Here is a 20,109-nt window from a genome sequence, read left to right as displayed (position 1 = left end):
ATCGATATCGCATAATATTGGAAGTGGATTTAGGGCGAATTACGGTCTTATCAAAGAGAAGTTAAGGCTGGGCACGCCACCAGGTCGGCAGCTGATAGCCGTAAAGCGAAGTTTTCTCCGGATGGCCGATCCGGTCCCACCGCGCCACCCACTGGTAAGGCAGATGGTAGAGAGGAATGTAATAATCGCCCGATAGCAGTATCCGGTCGAGTGCACGGACCGCGCTGACAAAATCGGCACGGGTGCGCGCCGCCAGCAGCGCATCGATCATCGCATCGACTGCGGGATCAGCCACGCCGGGATAGTTGAAGCTGCCCTGCGCATCGCGTGACGCGGCACCCCAGCGCATCCATTGCTCGTTGCCGGGCGACAACGAGCTGGAAAGAGCGCCGAGGATCATGTCATAATCGAAGGTTTGTAGCCGCTGCTGATACTGAGCATCGTCGGCGGTGCGGATTTCCACGGTGATACCAAGACGGGCGAGATTACGCTTGTAGGCTAGGCCGATCTTTTCTTCATCCGCAGAGCGCGTCATGATTTCGAATTGCAGCGGTTTCCCTGTGGAATCGACGGCCAGACCGTTGTGAAACTGAAAGCCAGCTTCCATCAGAAGATCATAAGCCTGTTTGGCGGGCGCACGGTCATGGCCGCTACCGTCGGTGACGGGCACATGCCACGTGCCGTTCATTACGTCTTCACGCACCGCATCCGGATAAGGGGCCAGAAGCTCCTTTTCCCGCGCATCGGCGGGCTTGCCAACGGAGGATAGTTCCGAACCTTCCCAGAAGCTCTGGGTACGTTTGTACTGGCTGGCGAAAAGATTGCGGTTCGCCCATTCGAAGTCGAAAAGCAAACCGAGCGCCTGACGCACACGGCGATCGGCGAAGATCGGACGACGCGTGTTGAACACGAAACCCAGCATGTTTGCTGGTGTGCCCTTTTCGAAACTCTCCTTGATGACACGTCCTTGCTGTACAGCCGGAAAATCATAGGACCGTTCCCAGCGCGTCGGATTACCCTCGATGAAAACGTCGAGCAGCCCCTTTTTGAAGGATTCGAACAGCGAGGTTTCGTTGCGATAATATTCGATGGTCAGCGTGTCGACATTGTCGGTACCGCGCTTCGATGGAATATCCTTGCCCCAATAGTCCGGATTGCGCTTGTAGATAATGCGCTGGCCGGGTTGTACGCCGGAAACCAGATAGGGTCCGCTGCCGACCGGCGGCTTGAGTGTGGAATTGCCGAATGTCGCAGGGTCGATTGCGTGTTTTGGAAGAACCGGCATCAGCGATGCGATCAGCATCGGAAACTCGCGATCCGACTTGTCGTTGAAGTTGAAGCGTACCGAACGTTCACCAGTCTTCTCGATTTTGTCGATCCGACTCATGCGGTTGTTGAAAGGAGGGCGGCCCTTTTCGGTGAGAATCTCGTAGGTGAAGATAATATCATCCACCGTTACCGGTTGTCCGTCCGACCATTTCGCCCGGGGATCAAGGGTGAACTCCACCCATGTTCGCGCCGGATCAATCGCGACTTTCTCCGCAAGCAGGGGATAAAGCGTAAACGGTTCATCACGCGAACGCTGCATCAGGGGCTCGTAGACCAGGCTGCCGAAGTCTCCATCGATGAACAGCCCGCGCGCAGTGGTGCGCATGCTTTTGAGCACAAAGGGATTGAGGCTGTCGAAAGTGCCGACAACGCCCATGGTGAGCTTGCCACCCTTCGGCGCATCGGGATTGGTATAGGGAAAATGCGTAAAGTCGGCAGGAAGCGCCACGTCCCCGTGCATGGAAAGTGCATAATCTGGCGTCGTTGCTGTTTCGGCCTGTGCCGTGCGCAGGGCGATTCCCGTCGTCGAGACGGCGAGAGCCGCCAGGAGCCCCAATTTGAGCCCCTGAGAAATTGTCGGCAGGAATTTTCTGCGCAAATGAGCGATCAATCCGTTCAACTTCATTCGTCCGTTGTAAGTAAGCGTGATGCGCTTGTTTTTAAGGAAATACGAAATAGCATTGATTCGTTGGGCGAAATTACCATGATCGTACAATATATGGGCATTTTGGGCGTGTTCCCAACGTGACAGTACCAATGAAAATGGTGATTTTGCGAGATTCGGAGCCTTCCGAATGGAAACTGGTCTGGATTCGTGTTCGTAGTCGTTGTAACACCGCCCCGGAATAGGATGGAGAGTCCTTAAGGTCACGCTGTTGCCGCATTTTCAAACCAGTGACGGTCTATCGCTGACTAAGCCAGAATACGGGAACTAAAGATCAGAGCGTTGAAAGGAACCTGTTGATCATGTCCAGCACGAAGACAATCGCTGCCACATCGGCCATCGCTGGCGCGTTCGCCTTGCTTGCCTCCGCAACGATGCCTGCATCGGCCCAGCAGCCGCCGCAGGGTTGGTTCAAGGTCTGCTCGAAGCAGGAAGACAACGACATCTGCAACACGCAGAACATTGTCACTGCGGATTCCGGCCAGTTGCTGACCGCCGTTAACCTCATCGAAATCAAGGGCAAGATCAATCGCAAGATCTTCCAGGTCACCGTGCCGATTGGCCGCCTCATTCCGGCTGGCGTTGGCATGCAGATCGACAACAACAAAGCGGTCAAGCTTGACTACGGCATCTGCTTCCCGGATCGCTGCATTGCGGAAGCGCCGCTGAACGACGATCTGATCAAGGCTCTTCAGAAGGGCGGTAAGCTGACACTGACCTCGGTCAACTATCAGAACAAGCCGAACCCGATCCCGGTCGCTCTCACGGGCTTCTCGCAGGCTCTTACCGGCCCGGCCTTGAAGCAGTCGGAACTGGAAGACCGCCAGAAGGAACTTCAGGACGCAGTCCAGAAGAAGCAAAAAGATTTCGAAGCCAAGATGAAGGCTGAGCAGGACAAGGCCAAGGGCGCTGCCAACTAATTGGTAGAACCGTGGTAATGACAAAAAGGGCGCTTTCAGCGCCCTTTTTCTTTGAACCATCACTTTAAGAAGCGAAGCGAGTTCAATTGGAATGCTGCGATTTCACGCGGTAGGTGCCATTGTCTAGCCTGTCGAAAATCTCGTCGATCTGCGGATGACGCAAAGGTTCGCCGCTGATATCGGGCAGCAGATTCTGCTCTGACACATAGGCTACATATTCCGATTCCGCGTTTTCCGCGAAGAGATGATAGAAGGGCTGGTCGCGCTGAGGACGTGCATCTTCAGGTATCGACTCATACCATTCTTCCGTATTTGCAAATTCAGGATCCACGTCGAAGATAACGCCCCTGAACGGGAACAGCCGGTGTTTCACAACCTGACCGATTTGGAACTTCGCGTGTTTTATCTGTGTCATACCCATGAGACGTTATGTAGTTCACCGCCCGCCAAATTAAAGCGGGTGTGAAACATGAAGTTTTTGAAAGAAAGCTGTTATTTGCGGGCCGTGTCGCTTTGACGGTCTGCCAGCTTGGGGAGTTTTGGGAGAAAATGGGTGAAACCACTGCCCGGACGCAGGCCTTCCCGCATGAAGAACGAGCGCAATGGCGCAAAGGAGCGCAGCATTTCCAGCCCGACGCCGCGCGCAATCTGCGCGGGCAGCATGGGCGAAAGTAGCGAGCGGTTGAGCGCGTCAACTGATCCGGTGCGCGCGAGAATGTCTGGACGGCGCGCCCGGTCGTAGGCACGGATCACGCGATCCGAACCCGGATCGACGGGATCACTCTCAATCGCTTTGACCAGTGTTTCGACGTCCCGCGTACCGAGATTAAGCCCCTGAGCCCCGATGGGTGGGAAAACATGGGCCGCTTCACCGATCAGGATGGTCCGCTTCGCTGCAAATGCATGTGGCACCAGACCGGACAGCGGCCAAGCCTGCGGGCGCACATCGATTTCGATCTGGCCGAGCATCGACTGCATCATTTCTTCGACCTGCGCGGCAAGAGCCTGATCGTCCAGCGCGAGGAGGGTTTCGGCGCGTTCCGGGTTCACCACCCAGACAAGGCTCGAACGCTTGCCTTTCAGCGGAACCTGCGTGAACGGGCCATGCTCGGTATGGAATTCTGTAGAAATGTTTTCGTGGCCGATCGTATGGGCGAAGGACAAGACAACGGCTGTCTGCGGGTAGTTCCAGCGCCGTGCACGAATGCCTGCGGCTTCCCGTGCGCCGGAATTGCGTCCGTCTGCGGCAACCAGCAGGCGGACATGAAGCGTATCGCCGCCTGTCAATGTCACCGTTACATGATCGCCATTGGGACGATATTCGATAGCCGAAGCCGTATTGCGCTCGATATTGGCGCTTCCGGCAACGGCTTCCGCCAGCTTCGCGTTCAGCACAGCGTTTGGAATATTATGGCCGAAGGCGTCCTCGTCGATTTCACCGGCACGGAATGTGACAGTGGGGCTGCGGACAAGGCGCTGCGTCGCATCGACAATGCGCATGGAGGCAAGGGGGGCTGCTTCAGGCTCGATGGACGGCCAGACGCCAATCTGTTCAAGAAAACGGATGGCGGGCATCATCAGCGCGGTGGTGCGGCGGTCGCCCTTGTCTGTTTCTGGGCCGAGAAGAACGGTGCGATAGCCTTTCGCGCCAAGCGCCAGCGCCGCCATCATGCCGGCAGGGCCGCCGCCGCTGATCACGATGTCAGTCATCGGCTTGTTCGCAACCAGATCGTTCATTTCGCTTCATCCTTCGTCGGGACGTGTCGACCAGAAGTGCAGGCCGGAAATGCAGCTATGAAGATGATTCTTCCGTGCCGTTCTTAAGCAGCACTTAGACCGAAATGCCGGCAAAGGCCATTCTTCCGTGGAATTAAGGCTGATTTGCCTCATGCCTTACTTGCTCTTTGGCGCTTATTCGGGGAAAGCTTCCAGCAAGAACACGGCTTTTCTGGGATAGATCGCTTTGCGATCCAACAGAACGGTTGGGGTGTCAGTTTGTTTGGTGTACACGCCCCGGATGAGATTGAAATAATATCGCTGTATCTTCTGCGGAAATTGCGCGGCGACAAAACGGAATGGCGGACAGCGTGAAAACCAGACTGACCGGAAAACTCAAAGCCAAGAAAGTCACCGCGCCGCAAGCCAAGGCGTTTTCCGTCCATTTGTTGACGGCATCCGGGTCTTTTCTGGCATTTCTGTCGATCGTCGCCGCAAGTGACGGCCGATATACCGCGATGTGGTGGTGGCTTGGCCTGGCGCTGTTCGTGGATGGTATCGATGGTCCCATCGCGCGCAAGCTCGAAGTCAAATATGTTCTGCCCAACTGGTCGGGTGAACTGCTCGACAATATCATCGACTACGTCACCTATGTTCTGATCCCCGCCTTTGCGCTTTATCAAAGCGGTTTCATGGGAACGAACCTCTCATTCATATCCGGCGCGATCATCGTCGTATCGAGCGCGATCTATTACGCCGATACAGGCATGAAGACGAAGGAGAACTTCTTCAAGGGCTTCCCGGTGGTGTGGAACATGGTGGTCTTCACCTTGTTCATCGTCAGGCCGGGTGAGTGGGTGGCGTTTGGCACAGTGGTCGCATCGGCAATCCTGTCCTTCCTGCCGATCAACTTCCTGCATCCGGTGCGCGTTGTGCGGTTGCGTCCCATCAATCTGACGGTGTTTCTGCTCTGGTGCGCCTTCGGTGCTATCGCGCTTTATTACACGCTGGATGCGCCGCTGTGGGTCCGCGTGGGCATTTCCGTCACCGGGCTCTATATCTATTTCATAGGCGCAATCATGCAGTTCTTCCCGGGTCTTGGGCGCACAGCCGCCATTATTGAGGCCGAGAAAGCTGCAGCTGCAAAAAAGAGCGGAGACGTATGATGATCAATGCCATTCGCGTTCATCAGACCGGCGGGCCTGAAGTTCTGAACTATGAGCAGATTGAAATTGGTGAGCCGGGGCCTGGCGAAGCGAAGGTTCGTCACGAGGCTGTTGGGCTTAATTTCATCGACGTTTATTTCCGCACTGGTCTCTACAAGGCGGCACAAATGCCGTTTACGCCCGGCAATGAAGGCGCAGGCACGGTTATTGCCATTGGTGCCGGTGTTGAAAATGTGAAAATCGGCGACCGCGTTGCCTATGTGGCGACGCCTGGCTCCTATGCCGACGAGCGCATTCTGCCTGCCGACCGTCTGGTGGTCGTGCCGGACAGTATCGATCTCAAGACTGCCGCTTCCATGATGCTGAAGGGCATGACCGCGCAATATTTGCTGCGCCGCACCTTCCGCGTTGAAACCGGGCAGACGATCCTTTTCCATGCTGCAGCTGGCGGTGTTGGCCTGATCGCAGGGCAGTGGGCCAAGCATCTTGGCGCAACGGTTATTGGCACTGCCGGATCGGCAGAAAAGATCGCGCTCGCGAAAAAGCATGGCTATGACCATGTCATCAATTACCGCACGGAAAACTTTGCCGAAAAGGTGCGCGAACTGACCAATGGCGAAGGCGTGGACGTCGTCTACGACTCCGTCGGCCGCGATACTTATATGGGCTCGCTGGATGTCCTGAAACCGCTTGGTATGTTTGCCTGCTTTGGCCAGTCGTCGGGTGTTATTCCGCCGTTCGATCTCGGACTTCTGGCGCAGAAGGGTTCGCTTTTTGCAACCCGCCCAACGCTGTTCAATTATGTCGCGAAGCGTTCCGATCTTGAAAAGACCGCCGCCGAGCTTTTCGACGTTGTGGGCAGCGGTGCAGTGAAGATCGAAATCAACCAGACTTATGCCCTGAAGGATGCCCGCAAGGCGCATGAGGAACTGGAAGCGCGCAAGACCACAGGAACCAGCATTTTACTCCCGTAATGACCTCCGATTGACCTTGGTTTTGCAATGTGACTGAACGGTAAACTATCGCCGGTGTGCATATGTTAGGCAGAGCCTGCTTTTGCTCTTTTCAAGTGCAAAATTGCTGGATAAGGTCGATCAAAAATACATTTGGGGAATAATGTCAGCCACTTTATCCGACCGGCCTCTTCTGGATGTCCGCCGGCTCACGAAAGTATTTGGGCAGCTCAGAGCTTGCGATGGGGTTGATCTCACCATTGCCAAGGGTGAAATTCACGCGCTGCTGGGCGAAAACGGCGCCGGAAAATCCACTTTCGTCAAGATGCTGTTCGGTGCTTTGCAGCCGCTCGAAGGCGAAATCGTCTGGAAGGGCGAGAGCGTTGTCATTGGTGAACCTGCCGCCGCAAGAAAACTCGGCATCGGCATGGTTTTTCAACATTTTTCGCTGTTCGACTCGCTGACTGCCGCAGAAAATATCGCCCTGTCGCTGGATCATTCGCTATCCTTGTCGGATGTGGCGAAGCGCGCCGGCCAAGTCGGCAAGACCTATGGTCTGCCGGTCGATCCGCAGGCCCATGTCGGCGACCTTTCGGTCGGTGAGCGCCAGCGCATCGAAATCGTACGTTGTCTGCTGCAGGAACCGGACCTGATCATTCTGGATGAACCGACCTCGGTTCTGACACCGCAGGAAGCCGACCGCCTGTTTGAAACGCTGGAGCGGCTGAAGGCTGAAGGCAAATCCATTCTCTATATCAGCCACCGTCTGGAAGAGGTGAAGCGCCTCTGCGACCGCGCAACTGTGTTGCGCCACGGCAAGGTGGTCGGTCATTGCGATCCGCGCAAGGAAACGGCGGCATCGCTTGCCCGCATGATGGTTGGCAATGACATCAAAGTCGTGGCGCGCAGCCCGATGGATGCTCCTGCGACACGGGCCGAGGCGCTGTTTGAAATCAAATCACTGTCGCAGCCGCCACGCGGACCGTTTTCCACGGCGCTGAAGAATATCTCGCTTTCGGTGGCGGCAGGCGAGGTCGTCGGCATTGCTGGCGTTGCAGGCAACGGGCAGGGTGAATTCTTCGAAGCCATCTCTGGAGAGGTGCTGCAATCGGCGGCGTCGATCGTGCGCATTCGCGGCAAGGATGCGGGCAGGCTCGGCATCAGCGAACGCCGCATGATGGGTGCCGCCTTCGTGCCGGAAGAGCGGCTCGGCCATGGTGCAGTGCCTTCACTGCCGCTGACCGATAATCTGTTCCTGTCGCGATACAAGACCGATGCGAAAGCCTTCTTGCGCGGCGGTGCGCTGAAATTGATAGCTGAAAGCGCGCTGCATTCCGCCGCCCGGCGTATCATTGAGCGCATGGATGTGCGCAAAAGCGCAGAAAATCCGCCAGCTTCAGCGCTATCCGGCGGCAATTTGCAGAAATTTATCATCGGTCGTGAACTCGACCGGTCTCCATCGGTCATGGTGGTCAACCAGCCGACATGGGGCGTCGATGCGGGCGCCGCAGCTCACATAAGACAGGCTCTTGTGGATCTGGCGCGTTCCGGTTCCGCCGTTCTCGTCATCAGCCAGGATCTCGATGAACTCTTTGAAATCAGTGACCGGATCGCGGTTATGAATCACGGTCAGCTTTCCGAGCCTATGCCTGTTGCTGAGGTGACCCTTGAAAAGATTGGCCTGTTGATGGGCGGTATTTCCGGTGAAGCAGAGGCGGGGGCAGCCTGATGCGGATCGAACTCGTCAAACGCCCCCAGCCGTCGAGACTTTTCAGTGCCTTGTCGCCCTTGCTGGCTTTGGCGCTTACTTTCATTTTCGGCGGGCTCGCCTTCGCCCTGATGGGCAAAGACCCTTTCAACGCGCTGTATGTGTTCTTCGTCGAGCCTTTGTTCGATATCTGGTCGTGGCATGAATTGCTGGTCAAGGCCGCGCCGTTGATCCTGATCGCGGTGGGCCTGTGTGTCTGCTTCCTGTCGAACAACTGGAATATCGGTGCTGAAGGCCAGTTCATCATGGGCGCCGTCGCCGGTTCCATTTTGCCAGTGCTGTTTCCCGACTTCCAGTCATGGATTGTTCTACCGCTGATGATGTTGATGGGCATGGTGGGCGGCGCGGCCTATGCGTCGGTTCCGGCCTTCCTCAAAGTGCGCTTCAACACGAACGAGATTCTCACCAGCCTGATGCTGGTCTATGTGGCGCAGCTCTTTCTCGACTGGCTGGTGCGCGGACCATGGCGTAACCCGGAAGGTTACAACTTCCCGGAAACGCGCCAGTTCAACGAAAGCGCCATCCTGCCGGAAATCTGGAGTGAATCGGGCCGTGCACATTGGGGTTTCGTTCTGGCGTTGATTGCAGCGGTGCTGGTCTGGTTTATGCTCAAGCACACGCTGAAAGGCTTCGAGGTCAAGGTTATTGGCCAGAGCCCACGCGCCGGGCGCTTTGCGGGTTTCAGCTCGGGCAAGTTGGTCTTCTTTGTCTTTGCGGTTTCGGGCGCGCTGGCCGGGCTTGCCGGTATTGCGGAAACATCCGGTGCTATCGGGCAGCTTCGTCCGGTCATTTCACCGGGTTATGGTTTCACCGCGATCATCGTCGCGTTTCTGGGGCGTCTCAATCCACTCGGTGCCATCGCGGCGGGGCTTGTGCTGGCGCTGTCCTATCTCGGCGGCGAGGCGGCGCAGGTCGCCATTGGCATTTCAGAAAAATCGGCGCGCGTGTTTCAGGGGATGATCCTGTTCTTCGTGCTCGCCTGTGATACGCTCATTCTCTACCGCATTCGCTTTGTCAGCACGCGCAAAGCAGGAAAGGCCTGATCCGATGGAACTGACCCAGGCCATTCTTCTGACAATTGCCACCGCCGCAACGCCGTTGCTCATCGCAGCCATAGGCGAACTGGTGGTGGAGCGTTCCGGCGTACTCAATCTCGGCGTTGAAGGCATGATGCTGATGGGTGCTGTTTCCGGCTTTGCCGCAGCGCAGCTTACCGGCTCGGCATGGCTCGGCCTCCTGGCGGGTATTGCCGTTGGAACCTTGTTTTCGGCCATTTTCGGCTTCCTGACACTCACACTTGTCACCAATCAGGTGGCGACCGGTCTTGCACTGACCATTCTGGGTATTGGTGCTTCGGCCATGCTGGGCGAGAGTTTTGTCGGCATTCCGGGTGTGCGGCTCGACGCTATCTATATTCCATATCTCACGGAAATTCCTCTGGTCGGACGGTTCCTGTTCGGGCAGGACCCGATCTTCTATTTCTCGCTTCTTCTGGTTGCTGGCGTGACATGGTTCTTGTTCCGCACACGCGCGGGTCTCACCTTGCGCGCGATAGGCGATAGCCACGGCTCCGCCCATGCGCTTGGCGTGCATGTGGTGCGCACACGCTATCTGGCGGTTCTGTTTGGCGGGGCCTGCGCTGGCCTCGCAGGCGCGCAGCTCTCGCTCGTCTATGTGCCGCAATGGGTGGAAAACATGACGGCCGGTCGCGGCTGGATCGCACTTGCGCTCGTGGTTTTCGCCTCGTGGCGGCCATGGCGGGTGCTGATCGGGGCTTATCTTTTTGGAGCGGTCACAATCGGCCAGCTGCATGCGCAAGCGCTTGGATTTGGCATGCCGTCGCAGTTGCTGTCGGCCTTGCCTTATATCGCGACCATCGTGGTGCTGGTGATCATCTCGCGCAACAAGCGCCTGACAATGATGAATACGCCCGCGTCGCTCGGCAAGCCGTTCGTACCGGACAGGTAGGGGATAAACGAAAACTGCTCCCAACAGTTTTTGTTTTGGTTATTGGGTGTTAACAAGGAGTGCAGGGAACATGAAAAAGACGCTTATGGCCTTCGCTACAGCTGCGAGCTTTATGCTCGGCGGCGCGGCGCATGCGGAAGAAAAACTGAAAATCGGCTTTGTCTATATCGGACCTCCGGGCGATTTCGGCTGGACCTATCAGCACGATCAGGCGCGCAAGGAACTGATTGAGGCACTGGGCGACAAGGTTGAAACCACCTATCTCGAAAACGTGCCGGAAGGTGCTGACGCTGAGCGCTCCATTGAACGTCTGGCACGCGCTGGCAACACGCTGATCTTCACGACCTCGTTCGGTTACATGGACCCGACGATCAAGGTTGCCAAGAAGTTCCCCAAGGTGAAGTTCGAGCACGCCACCGGTTATAAGACCGCCGACAACGTCTCGGTCTATAATGCGCGTTTCTATGAAGGCCGGTATGTTCAGGGGCAGATCGCTGCAAAGCTCTCCACGAAGGGCGTAGCAGGCTATATCGCCTCCGTCCCGGTGCCGGAAGTGGTGCAGGGCATCAACGCTTTCATGCTGGGTGCGCAGTCGATCAATCCGGATTTCAAGGTCAAGGTCATCTGGGCGAACTCGTGGTTCGATCCGGGTAAGGAAGCCGATGCCGCCAAGGCCCTGATCGATCAGGGCGTCGATATTCTGACCCAGCACACCGATTCCACTGCCGCCATTCAGGTTGCAGCCGAACGCGGTATCAAGGCTTTTGGTCAGGCTTCGGACATGATCAAGTTTGCGCCAAAGACGCAGCTGAGCGCCACCATTGACGAATGGGGTCCATATTATATCGACCGCGCCAAGGCTGTTCTCGACGGTAGCTGGAAGAGCCAGGATATCTGGTGGGGCATGCATGAAGGCCTCGTCAAGATGGCTCCGTTCACCAACATGCCGGACGACGTGAAGAAAATGGCCGAGGAAACCGTGGCCAAGATCAAGTCCGGTGAGTTGAAGCCGTTCACGGGACCGATCAAGAAGCAAGACGGTTCGGAATGGCTCAAGGCTGGCGAACATGCTGACGACAAGACCTTGCTCGGCATGAACTTCTATGTCGCAGGCGTGGACGACAAGCTACCGCAATAAGACTTGTAAACAGGCAAAAAAGAAGGGCGCGTTGGGCGCCCTTTTTCTTTTAAATAATTATGACTGTGCAGCTTTCTTAAAGCGACAGTTTAAGGCCTTCATGGCTGTCGGTGAAACCGAGCGACTGATAAAAACGCAGGGCATCGGAGCGGGATTTGTCAGTCGTAAGCTGGACCAGCCCGCAGCCCCGTTCGCGGCATTTCGCGATGGCCAATTCGATCATCTGACGACCGATACCGCCGCCGCGAATATCGCTGGCGATGCGCACGCTTTCAATCTGGCCGCGCCATTGGCCCATGCGTGAGAGGCCCGGAATAAAGCTCAGTTGCATGCAGCCGATAATGCGCCCGTCATGCTCAACGACTGCCAGAAACTGGTTAGGGTCCGCATCGATGGCAGCAAAGGCGTTCGTGTATTCGTCGCGCAGTGGCAGGCTGGCGTCTTCGCGCTTTGCGCCAAGCGCATCATCGGCAAGCATGGCGACGATAGCCGCCACATCTGCCGATGTTGCTTTTCTGATGGCAATGACTGCCGATGCAGCCATCAGACCGCGATGCCGTGCAGATCGTAGGCGTCGCTTGCCTCGACTTTCACGGTAACAATGTCGCCGACGCGCAGCGGACGACGTGACTGGATATGCACGCTGCCGTCGATTTCCGGCGCGTCATAGCGGGTGCGGCCCTTGGCGATAGTGCCGTTCGCCTCGTCGATAATGACGGGCAGGCGCTTGCCGACCTTTTTCTTGAGAAGATTGGTGGAAATCTGCTGCTGCTTGGCCATGAAACGGTGCCAGCGCGATTCCTTGATTTCTTCCGGCACCTGTTCGAGGCCGAGATCATTGGCCTTTGCGCCCTTGACTGGCTCATATTTGAAGCAGCCAGCGCGTTCAATCTTGGCTTCATCGAGCCAGTCGAGCAGCAGCTGGAAATCCTCTTCGGTTTCACCGGGATAGCCGACGATGAAAGTCGAACGGACGGCCAGATCCGGGCAGGTTTCGCGCCAGGCCTGAATGCGGCGCGAGGTCTTTTCCTGATGGGCCGGGCGACGCATGTTTTTCAGAACGGCAGGCGAAGCATGCTGGAACGGAATATCGAGGTAAGGCAGGATTTTGCCTTCCGCCATCAACGGAATGACTTCATCGACATGCGGGTAGGGATAGACATAATGCATGCGCACCCAGACGCCCATGTCGCCCAGTTCGCGTGACAGATCGAGGAACTTGGTGCGGACCGTGCGATCCTGCCACATGGCTTCCTGATATTTGATATCGAGGCCGTAAGCGCTTGTATCCTGCGAAATGACGAGGATTTCCTTGACACCGGCTGTTACCAGCTTTTCGGCTTCGCGCAGCACCTGATCGATCGGGCGCGAGACGAGATCGCCACGCAGCGCCGGAATGATGCAGAAAGAGCAGCGGTTGGAGCAGCCCTCGGAAATTTTCAGATAGGCGTAGTGGCGCGGCGTGAGCTTCACGCCCTGCGGCGGCACCAGATCCACGAACGGATCATGGGCTGGCGGGGCGGCTTCGTGCACGGCGCTCATCACGCTTTCATAGGCCTGAGGGCCGGTGATGGCGAGCACGTTCGGGTGACGTTCGCGAATGACGTCCGGTTCCGCGCCGAGGCAACCGGTGACGATCACCTTGCCATTTTCGTTGAGTGCGAGGCCGATGGCATCAAGCGACTCGTCGCGTGCGGAATCGAGAAAGCCGCATGTATTGACGATCACCAGATCGGCGCCGTCATGCTTGCGGGAGATTTCATAGCCTTCCGAGCGGAGGCTGGTGATGATGCGTTCGGAATCGACCAGCGCCTTCGGGCAGCCAAGTGAAACGAAACTGACGCGCGGTGCGCTCATTGGGGGAACCTTGCAAATTTCGGAAATTGCGCGCGCAATACCACGAGAAAGGGGCCAAGGTAAAGCTTGGATGCCGGGCGTGGTTGCCGCATGGCGGCAATAAAAAAGCCGGGACTGGAGGTCCCGGCTTCGGAGTACCTGGAAAAACAGGCTTATTCGGCTGCGTCCGCAGGAGCTGCGTTCAGCTGGCCGTAGCGCTCTTCACCGATTTTCGCCAGCAGGTCGAGCTGGGTTTCGAGGAAGTCGATGTGGCCTTCTTCGTCTGCCAGAAGCTCGTCAAAAAGCTGCTTGGAAACGTAATCGCCGAGCTCGTCGCAGATTTCGCGCGACTTCTTGTAGGAAGCGCGGGCGTCATACTCGCCAGCAAGATCGGCTTCCAGAACTTCCTTGACGTTCTGGCCGATGCGCAGTGGTGCGAGAGTCTGCAGGTTTGGGTGACCTTCGAGGAAGATGATGCGGTCGATGATCTTGTCAGCGTGATGCATCTCTTCGATGGATTCTTCACGCTCTTTCTTGGCAAGACGCGTGAAACCCCAGTCGTTCAGCAGGCGGTAGTGCAGCCAATACTGGTTGACGGCACCGAGCTCAAGAAACAGAGCCTCGTTAAGCCGCTCGATGACCTTTGGTTCGCCTTTCATTCCATGAACTCCCGAATTTGTCGCGTAGAGAACGTACACGATCCATGAACTGGATGACGTTTTCGTCCATTTGGTTGTGACGAAGATGATACTCTTCAGTCACCCTTATGATCGTTTCTACGACGTTTGGGAAGCAGCCGCAGCAGCGGCCGCGCTTGGACATGGCATTATAGACGGTGCCGGGAACGATAAGCTGCCAGCAGTCCTGATCAAGAAGTTCGATCACAACTGCTTCGATATCCTTATCTGTAATGACGTTACAGCTGCAAACTAGCATGAGACGGATACTCCCATGCCGTTACAGCAGTAAAAACCTGACGCGGAATGCGAAAAATGGAGGAAGTCTACCTGATTGCCCGGTACTTCTACTTCGAGATGGCTGCTGGAAACGCGCAGCGTTATTTTACTGGTGGCGCAAGGCCAAGATGAACCGGACAATGGTTCCTCCAATTGCAAGGGTTAAAGGCCCGAACATTAAAGGTCTATTTAGGTGGTCTATTAAACTCACCAAACTAGGTCAGGTTATGGCTGGGAAGCAGGGTATCTGTCAATTTCTATGTTTTTGAAATGTTCTAAAAAACAATAACTTAGAATTATTCTAAATATGAGTTAACTACCCATGTTTAAACATGAATTGGCTAATTAAATGCTCTGTCGGCAACGATGTGAAAGCGTCACCGACAGAAGATGTGCCATTTCGCCGCACCTTGTGGAAAAGGTGGGCGAGACAGTGACTTATGCGCCTTCGACGGCGTTGAAGCCTTCAAACTGCGGCGGTCCGAGATAAAGCGGCTTGTTGGTTCCGGCATTGCGATGCGCATCACGGAACTGTTCAGACTTGGTCCAGAAGGTGAAATCGTCACGGCTGCGCCAGACCGTATGGGAAGCATACAGCGTATAACCTTCCTCTTCATTGGTCGTGCCGCGCAGCAGGTGGAACGTTTCGAAGCCCGGAAGCTCGGAAAGCGTGGAATCGCGGTTTTTCCAGACGGCTTCGAAATCGGCTTCGCTGCCGACGCGTACCTTGAAGCGATTCATGGCTATGAACATGGCTCATCCTTTTCCATTGGGTTTGGACTGGCTTTCGATCGACTATAGCGGTTTTTCTGGTTTGCATGGCCAGAAACCTGAATTCGAATTTCCGGCGCGTGCGGTGGTAGGGCCGCACGCGCCGCGTCACATCTCGGGATCAGAAGGCCGCAGCCGCGGTCAGAGGTTGGCCAGCCTTCAAAGATGCGACGGTTAGATCATGTCCCGGGCACACGAGAAGGGTGCGTCCGGGCGATTGTCTCGGATCAGAACTGGAACTGTGTCGCCACGAGGAACGTACGTCCCTGACCAGAACCCGACGTGCTCAGGAATGGCGTGTAGCTCTTGTCAAACAGGTTGTTGACCTTCAGCGTCAGATCCACGTTGTCGGTGAACTTGTAATTGGCGAACACGTCCACGAGACCATAGCTGTCGGACTGGGTAACGCCGGTGTAACCGACCGTATCGCCGCCCGAAACATAGGAGTAGCGACCGCCAACCGTCAGCTTGCGCTCAAGGAAGCGCGCACCGCCGCTAACCGAAAATACGTCGTCGGGCATATACTGCCCGGCACCGAGACCCGGGGTCTGCGCTGGCAGATCCGACTTGGAGTGGGTGTAGGCGATGCCGCCGAAGGCCATGCCCGCATCATACATTGCTTCCAGTTCGAAGCCGCGTACCTGCGAGGTGCCGTCGACATTGACGAACTGGTACTTGCGATAAGTCGGGTTGAACGTGGACGTGATGTAGTCTTCGACGTCCATGTCGTAATAATCGGCCTTCAGGCGCAGCGAATCTCCGGCAAGGAACAGATCGTCCTTCTTGACGTTAACGCCGATTTCCCAACCCTTCTGGGTTTCAGGCGAAAGGGTAGGGTTCGGCAGGAAGCTGACGCTTGTCGAGCCGGGATGGTTGCCGCCCAGCATGGTTTCCTGCAGCGTTGGCGAACGCATGCTCTGGGAATAGGTCACATATGGCTGCAACCAGTCGGTCGCGTTGATCGCCAGCGTGATTTTCGGATCAAGACGTTGCTTGGAAATATCGACGTCATAGACGCCATTTTCGCCAAAGCCAGCCAGTCCGGTGTCGGCGCTGCCCGACGTTTTGAAGAAGTCGTAGCGCAGGCCGGCGATCAGGTCGACAATGCCATAGCTGAAGGTGGTTTCAGAGAAGACTGCGCCGTTGCTGCTGCGTCCATCGACTGGATTGACGCCGGAATTGTCGCCCGAAATATTGTCGCGGAAATATTCGACACCGTAGTTCCACTTGACGCCGACTTCGCCGACATTGAAGCGCGATGTGTTCGAAATGTCGAAACCATAGCCCTTGTCGGTGATGCTACGGCCTGTCGCGCTGCCCGGAAGGCCCGTGGACAGGCTGTTGTAATAGGTCATGTCGAGGCGGTTGTAGTAAGCGTTGACATGCAGGTCGATCAGGTCGTTATCCGACGGATTATAGCTGTAATTCGCCGTGAACGTCTTGTTCTTGACGTTCTGATCGTAGGAATTGGCGCCAAAGTCGTTGTTGTAGAAAACACCGCCAAGCGACAGCTTGTGATCTTCGCCGAAACCAAACTCGGTCTTGACGAGACCGGAGGTCAGTTCCTGTCCGGTGTCCGGCTGCTCGACACCATCGCCATCCTTGTAGTTCTTGGAATCGCGGCGGCTGATGGCTGCGGCAACGCCCATAGAATTGACGCGTGCACCGGCAGCCAGCATTTCAGAGAAACCGACGCCATTGCTGCCCCAGGAAGCGCGCCCGAGCACACCATATTGCTGGCCCTGACGGACGATGTCATCCACGCCGAGCGTGCGGAAATTGACGCTGCCCGCAAGCGCGCCGCCACCCGTGCCGGTTACTGCGCCGCGCGAAATGTCGATATCGGCGAGAAGGTTCGGATCGACATAGGTGAAGCCCTGCGCTTCATGGCCGGTGAAGCGGAAGTTCTGGCGAACACCGTCGACCATCATGTTGACGCGTCCGGAACCTTCAAAGCCACGAATATTGACGGCAACACCCGGCTGGGAGCCATTCATGCGAGTGAAGACGCCCGGCTTGTCGCGCAGCACATCGTCCAGCTTCACATCGCCGTTGCGGCGAAGCTCTTCGCTGGAAACGGTGCTGACTGCGGCGGGCGTATTGTAGGTCGCATCGCCTTTTGCACCATCGCTCTTGATGGTGATCGTCTTCAGCTTGACGTCGTTTTCGCTCTCGGCTGCTTTCTGCTCCTGCGCGAGTGACTGCGATGCCATCGCGACAAGAATGACGGCGAGCCCGCTGCTCGCCAGGAATGAACGCTTGTGTACCCCACCAGTCGCCCGCATTGCTGTATTTCCTCTGCGCAAGTGTGCCCCCACCGGCCTGAGTCCCGGCAGGAAAGCCTAAGAATTCAATTGTTTAGAATGCTTCCAACATGGAAGCGGCTGGGCTGGCTGGCGAAGACAAATTCTTCGTGGCTTGCGCTGGAAGGGCGAGATTTAAACTTGACTCGATTAATCCAGTAATGCAGTGATTAGTAAACATGACTAACGATGTCAACAAATCAATTTCGTCACTAACAGACGGATATCGTTTTGTGAAAAACGTGGCTTCCCAGCGAAGCTTTTAAGTCAAAGGCAGGCAGGAAAATGAACAGGCGTATTCATATAGACATGCAAGTGCGTTTGCCCCGCGGGCACGCCGCCGACCGTTCTGCCAACCGCATGATCGACGGTCCGGCGATCGAAAACACCGGTGAGCGCACCGCGCCCACGATTCGCGCAACCCTGAAAGAAGCGCAGATCAAGACTTATGGCAGCCGCGAACTTTTCGACGGCTCCCGCGAGGTAGGGATAGAGCATGGCGGATCGCTTTATCGCCTCAAGATTACCCGCCAAGGCAAGCTCATTTTGAACAAGTAGGCACGACTCTCATGACGCAACATTCCAAGCCCTCCCCAGAGCAGATTCTCCAGGCACGGGCGGACAACCCGAAGGCGCGCGAACGCGATTTCGCACAAAGCCTCGGTATTTCTGAAGCTGATTTCGTTGCTGCCCATTGTGGCCTCGGCGACGATGCCGCCATTTCGGCCCGCCGCATTCGCGCGGACGTCGAGACCTTGCTCAGCCGCGCTTCGACCCTAGGCGAAGTTATGGCGCTGACGCGCAATGAAAGCGTCGTGCACGAAAAGATCGGACCATTTGAAAAGGCCGTTTGGGGTCCTCATGCTTCGATCGTGCTTGGAAAGCAGATCGACCTGCGTATTTTCCCAAAGCATTGGGTGCACGGTTTCGCCGTTCGCAAGAAGGATGGCGAAGAAGTGCGTCGCAGCCTTCAGTTCTTCGATGCATCCGGTGAAGCGGTGCATAAGATTCACCTGCGTCCGGCATCCGATGTTGAGGCATATGAAGCGCTCGTCACCGAACTTCTGCTCGATGATCAGTCGGGTTCTATCGAAACGACTGCGATTGCGCCGAAAGGTGCAAAGGCCAATGTCGCGCTTGTCGATACCGATGCTTTCCGCGAGCGCTGGAGCGCCTTGACCGATGTGCACCAGTTCATGGGGTTGTTGAAGGATTTTGGCGTGGACCGCCATCAGGCCGTGCATCTTGCCGGACAGGATTTCGCGTGGCGCGTTGATCTTTCATCCGTGGAAGCAATGATGAATCACGCCGTACAGCAGCAGTTGCCGATCATGTGCTTTGTCGGCAATCGCGGTTGTATCCAGATCCACACCGGGCCGATCCATGAGATCAAGATGATGGGCCCATGGCTCAATGTTCTCGATCCGACGTTCCACATGCATCTTCGTATCGATCATATTGCCGATGCGTGGGTTGTGCGCAAGCCGACCAAGGACGGTCACGTCACCTCGCTGGAAGCTTATGACGCCAATGGCGAACTGATCGTTCAGTTCTTCGGTGAGCGCCATGAAGGCGAGGCAGAACTGGCCGACTGGCGCATGATTGCCGAAAATCTGCCGCGTCTTCCCCGGTCGACCGCTGCATAGGACGCGCATCATGTCTGTCATTTCAGCACGTTTCACGCGCGTTGTCGCTGTCGCCGCTATGGCTTGGTCACTGGGTGCCGGCATTGCCGGTGCCGATACCGTTGAACGGTTTGCCGATACGTCACGCATCGTCTCTGTCGGCGGACCGTTGACGGAGATCGTCTATGCGCTCGGCGCGGAAAAGATGCTCGTTGCTCGCGACCAGACCAGCACCTATCCGGCGGCTGCGGAAGCCTTGCCGGATGTCGGTTACATGCGCCAGCTTGCACCGGAGGGAGTGCTGTCGGTCAATCCGACGGGCATTCTGCTCATTCAGGGCAGCGGTCCGCAGGACACGCTGGAGGTTTTGAAGAAAGCCTCCGTGCCGATGGTTATCGTGCCGGAAAACTACACCGGTGAAAGCGTCATCGCGAAGATCGAGGCTGTCGGCAAGGCGCTCGGTCTTGAAGACAAAGCCAAGGTGCTGGCGGATAGCATCGCCAGTGATCTTCAGGCTGCCGAAAAGGCTGCTGCTGCGCACGAACAGCGCAAGCGCGTGTTGTTTGTGTTGAATGGGGCTGGCGGACGCCTGATGGCGTCTGGAACCGGCACGGCGGCTGACGGCATGATCAAGCTTGCTGGCGGTGTGAACGTCATCACCGAATATCCGGGTTACAAGCAGCTCACCGATGAAGCCATCGGCAAAGCCGCTCCGGATATGATTTTGATGATGAACACCGGCGGCGACGGCATCGGCCCGGCTGACCTTCTGAAGAATCCAGCGATTGCCAGTACGCCTGCCGGACGCTCCAAAAATGTTGTCGCCATGGACGCGCTTTATCTGCTGGGCTTTGGCCCGCGTACCGGCGCTGCCATTCGTGAACTGTCGGCGAAACTCTACGATACGCCAGCAGGACAATAATCGGATCAGGCATCCGAATGAGGAATAAGCAAATGACCAGCCAAGGTCGTATGGCAGGCGGAGAGCCCTTCACC

19 protein-coding genes are annotated in these 20,109 nt (G+C 56.5%); 10 read left to right on the top strand and 9 right to left on the bottom strand.

What is annotated here, in order from left to right; all coding sequences use genetic code 11:
• Positions 1-61: 61 nt before the first annotated feature.
• Positions 62-1,954 carry an extracellular solute-binding protein gene (locus FHW03_RS10635; protein ID WP_182520603.1) on the bottom strand — a complete coding sequence of 631 codons (1,893 nt, stop codon included), beginning with the start codon at positions 1,952-1,954 and terminating at the stop codon, positions 62-64.
• 341 nt (positions 1,955-2,295) lie between these two features.
• On the opposite strand from FHW03_RS10635, the gene FHW03_RS10630 reads away from it, so the two are divergent.
• On the top strand, positions 2,296-2,913 hold the full coding sequence (locus FHW03_RS10630; protein WP_182520602.1) for an invasion associated locus B family protein: 618 nt from the start codon (positions 2,296-2,298) through the stop codon (positions 2,911-2,913).
• An 82-nt stretch (positions 2,914-2,995) separates the two neighbouring features.
• On the opposite strand, the gene hspQ is transcribed toward FHW03_RS10630, so the two are convergent.
• Positions 2,996-3,334 (bottom strand): heat shock protein HspQ, encoded by a 339-nt coding sequence (gene hspQ / locus FHW03_RS10625; protein WP_182520601.1) that lies wholly within the window; start codon positions 3,332-3,334, stop codon positions 2,996-2,998.
• A 71-nt stretch (positions 3,335-3,405) separates the two neighbouring features.
• Complete coding sequence (locus tag FHW03_RS10620) at positions 3,406-4,650, bottom strand: UbiH/UbiF family hydroxylase (protein ID WP_182520600.1); 1,245 nt, start codon at positions 4,648-4,650, stop codon at positions 3,406-3,408.
• Between the two features lie 338 nt (positions 4,651-4,988).
• Here FHW03_RS10620 and pcsA point away from each other — a divergent pair, with 338 nt between their 5' ends.
• The 6 genes from pcsA (at position 4,989) to FHW03_RS10590 (ending at position 11,622) form a co-directional block, all read left to right on the top strand.
• Positions 4,989-5,795 (top strand): phosphatidylcholine synthase, encoded by an 807-nt coding sequence (pcsA, locus tag FHW03_RS10615; protein ID WP_182520599.1) that lies wholly within the window; start codon positions 4,989-4,991, stop codon positions 5,793-5,795.
• A complete protein-coding gene (locus FHW03_RS10610) occupies positions 5,795-6,769 on the top strand; it encodes a quinone oxidoreductase (RefSeq protein ID WP_182520836.1) in 975 nt (324 codons plus the stop codon). The genes pcsA and FHW03_RS10610 overlap by 1 nt, the downstream gene beginning before the upstream one ends.
• Before the next feature lie 142 nt (positions 6,770-6,911).
• Positions 6,912-8,477, top strand: a complete 1,566-nt coding sequence (locus FHW03_RS10605) for an ABC transporter ATP-binding protein (RefSeq protein WP_182520598.1) — start codon at positions 6,912-6,914, stop codon at positions 8,475-8,477.
• Complete coding sequence (locus tag FHW03_RS10600; RefSeq protein WP_182520597.1) at positions 8,477-9,559, top strand: ABC transporter permease; 1,083 nt, start codon at positions 8,477-8,479, stop codon at positions 9,557-9,559. Before FHW03_RS10605 ends, FHW03_RS10600 begins: the two co-directional genes overlap by 1 nt.
• Before the next feature lie 4 nt (positions 9,560-9,563).
• A complete protein-coding gene (locus tag FHW03_RS10595; protein WP_182520596.1) occupies positions 9,564-10,484 on the top strand; it encodes an ABC transporter permease in 921 nt (306 codons plus the stop codon).
• A gap of 70 nt (positions 10,485-10,554) precedes the next feature.
• Entirely contained in the window at positions 10,555-11,622 is a 1,068-nt protein-coding gene (locus tag FHW03_RS10590; protein WP_182520595.1) for a BMP family ABC transporter substrate-binding protein, read from the top strand.
• 76 nt (positions 11,623-11,698) lie between these two features.
• Here the strand turns inward: FHW03_RS10590 and FHW03_RS10585 are convergent, their stop codons facing one another.
• The 6 genes from FHW03_RS10585 to FHW03_RS10560 all read right to left on the bottom strand — a co-directional run bounded on the left by FHW03_RS10585 (position 11,699) and on the right by FHW03_RS10560 (position 17,470).
• Positions 11,699-12,166: a GNAT family N-acetyltransferase gene (locus tag FHW03_RS10585; protein ID WP_182520594.1), complete on the bottom strand. Its 468-nt coding sequence runs from the start codon at positions 12,164-12,166 to the stop codon at positions 11,699-11,701.
• Positions 12,166-13,479, bottom strand: coding sequence for a 30S ribosomal protein S12 methylthiotransferase RimO (gene rimO / locus FHW03_RS10580; RefSeq protein WP_138783781.1), 1,314 nt, complete (start codon positions 13,477-13,479; stop codon positions 12,166-12,168). Before rimO ends, FHW03_RS10585 begins: the two co-directional genes overlap by 1 nt.
• A gap of 152 nt (positions 13,480-13,631) precedes the next feature.
• A complete protein-coding gene (bfr, locus tag FHW03_RS10575) occupies positions 13,632-14,117 on the bottom strand; it encodes a bacterioferritin (protein ID WP_171317361.1) in 486 nt (161 codons plus the stop codon).
• Positions 14,083-14,394 (bottom strand): bacterioferritin-associated ferredoxin, encoded by a 312-nt coding sequence (locus FHW03_RS10570; protein ID WP_109367516.1) that lies wholly within the window; start codon positions 14,392-14,394, stop codon positions 14,083-14,085. Before FHW03_RS10570 ends, bfr begins: the two co-directional genes overlap by 35 nt.
• A 458-nt stretch (positions 14,395-14,852) precedes the next feature.
• Positions 14,853-15,167: an antibiotic biosynthesis monooxygenase gene (locus tag FHW03_RS10565; RefSeq protein WP_182520593.1), complete on the bottom strand. Its 315-nt coding sequence runs from the start codon at positions 15,165-15,167 to the stop codon at positions 14,853-14,855.
• Between the two features lie 245 nt (positions 15,168-15,412).
• Entirely contained in the window at positions 15,413-17,470 is a 2,058-nt protein-coding gene (locus FHW03_RS10560; RefSeq protein ID WP_182520592.1) for a TonB-dependent receptor domain-containing protein, read from the bottom strand.
• A gap of 303 nt (positions 17,471-17,773) precedes the next feature.
• On the opposite strand from FHW03_RS10560, the gene hemP reads away from it, so the two are divergent.
• Genes hemP through FHW03_RS10545 form a run of 3 tightly spaced genes read left to right on the top strand, consistent with a single transcriptional unit; the run spans position 17,774 to position 20,035 of the window.
• Entirely contained in the window at positions 17,774-18,046 is a 273-nt protein-coding gene (gene hemP, locus FHW03_RS10555) for a hemin uptake protein HemP (protein ID WP_182520591.1), read from the top strand.
• A gap of 11 nt (positions 18,047-18,057) precedes the next feature.
• Entirely contained in the window at positions 18,058-19,134 is a 1,077-nt protein-coding gene (locus tag FHW03_RS10550; protein WP_182520590.1) for a ChuX/HutX family heme-like substrate-binding protein, read from the top strand.
• 10 nt (positions 19,135-19,144) lie between these two features.
• Positions 19,145-20,035, top strand: a complete 891-nt coding sequence (locus tag FHW03_RS10545; RefSeq protein ID WP_182520589.1) for an ABC transporter substrate-binding protein — start codon at positions 19,145-19,147, stop codon at positions 20,033-20,035.
• Positions 20,036-20,109: the final 74 nt, after the last annotated feature.

Source organism: Ochrobactrum sp. RH2CCR150, assembly GCA_014138095.1.
Lineage (GTDB): Bacteria > Pseudomonadota > Alphaproteobacteria > Rhizobiales > Rhizobiaceae > Brucella > Brucella gambitense.
This window is presented reverse-complemented; position numbering and strand designations above follow the sequence as displayed.

Bases quoted from the DNA above. Each gene is read 5' to 3' on its own strand.
- rimO (WP_138783781.1), bottom strand. From the start codon at position 13,479: ATGAGCGCACCGCGCGTCAGTTTCGTTTCACTTGGCTGCCCGAAGGCG.
- FHW03_RS10630 (WP_182520602.1), top strand. From the start codon at position 2,296: ATGTCCAGCACGAAGACAATCGCTGCCACATCGGCCATCGCTGGCGCG.
- hemP (WP_182520591.1), top strand. From the start codon at position 17,774: ATGAACAGGCGTATTCATATAGACATGCAAGTGCGTTTGCCCCGCGGG.
- pcsA (WP_182520599.1), top strand. From the start codon at position 4,989: ATGGCGGACAGCGTGAAAACCAGACTGACCGGAAAACTCAAAGCCAAG.
- bfr (WP_171317361.1), bottom strand. From the start codon at position 14,117: ATGAAAGGCGAACCAAAGGTCATCGAGCGGCTTAACGAGGCTCTGTTT.
- FHW03_RS10545 (WP_182520589.1), top strand. From the start codon at position 19,145: ATGTCTGTCATTTCAGCACGTTTCACGCGCGTTGTCGCTGTCGCCGCT.
- FHW03_RS10595 (WP_182520596.1), top strand. From the start codon at position 9,564: ATGGAACTGACCCAGGCCATTCTTCTGACAATTGCCACCGCCGCAACG.
- FHW03_RS10635 (WP_182520603.1), bottom strand. From the start codon at position 1,954: ATGAAGTTGAACGGATTGATCGCTCATTTGCGCAGAAAATTCCTGCCG.
- FHW03_RS10560 (WP_182520592.1), bottom strand. From the start codon at position 17,470: ATGCGGGCGACTGGTGGGGTACACAAGCGTTCATTCCTGGCGAGCAGC.
- FHW03_RS10600 (WP_182520597.1), top strand. From the start codon at position 8,477: ATGCGGATCGAACTCGTCAAACGCCCCCAGCCGTCGAGACTTTTCAGT.
- FHW03_RS10585 (WP_182520594.1), bottom strand. From the start codon at position 12,166: ATGGCTGCATCGGCAGTCATTGCCATCAGAAAAGCAACATCGGCAGAT.
- FHW03_RS10565 (WP_182520593.1), bottom strand. From the start codon at position 15,167: ATGTTCATAGCCATGAATCGCTTCAAGGTACGCGTCGGCAGCGAAGCC.
- FHW03_RS10590 (WP_182520595.1), top strand. From the start codon at position 10,555: ATGAAAAAGACGCTTATGGCCTTCGCTACAGCTGCGAGCTTTATGCTC.
- hspQ (WP_182520601.1), bottom strand. From the start codon at position 3,334: ATGGGTATGACACAGATAAAACACGCGAAGTTCCAAATCGGTCAGGTT.
- FHW03_RS10550 (WP_182520590.1), top strand. From the start codon at position 18,058: ATGACGCAACATTCCAAGCCCTCCCCAGAGCAGATTCTCCAGGCACGG.
- FHW03_RS10610 (WP_182520836.1), top strand. From the start codon at position 5,795: ATGATCAATGCCATTCGCGTTCATCAGACCGGCGGGCCTGAAGTTCTG.
- FHW03_RS10620 (WP_182520600.1), bottom strand. From the start codon at position 4,650: ATGAACGATCTGGTTGCGAACAAGCCGATGACTGACATCGTGATCAGC.
- FHW03_RS10570 (WP_109367516.1), bottom strand. From the start codon at position 14,394: ATGCTAGTTTGCAGCTGTAACGTCATTACAGATAAGGATATCGAAGCA.
- FHW03_RS10605 (WP_182520598.1), top strand. From the start codon at position 6,912: ATGTCAGCCACTTTATCCGACCGGCCTCTTCTGGATGTCCGCCGGCTC.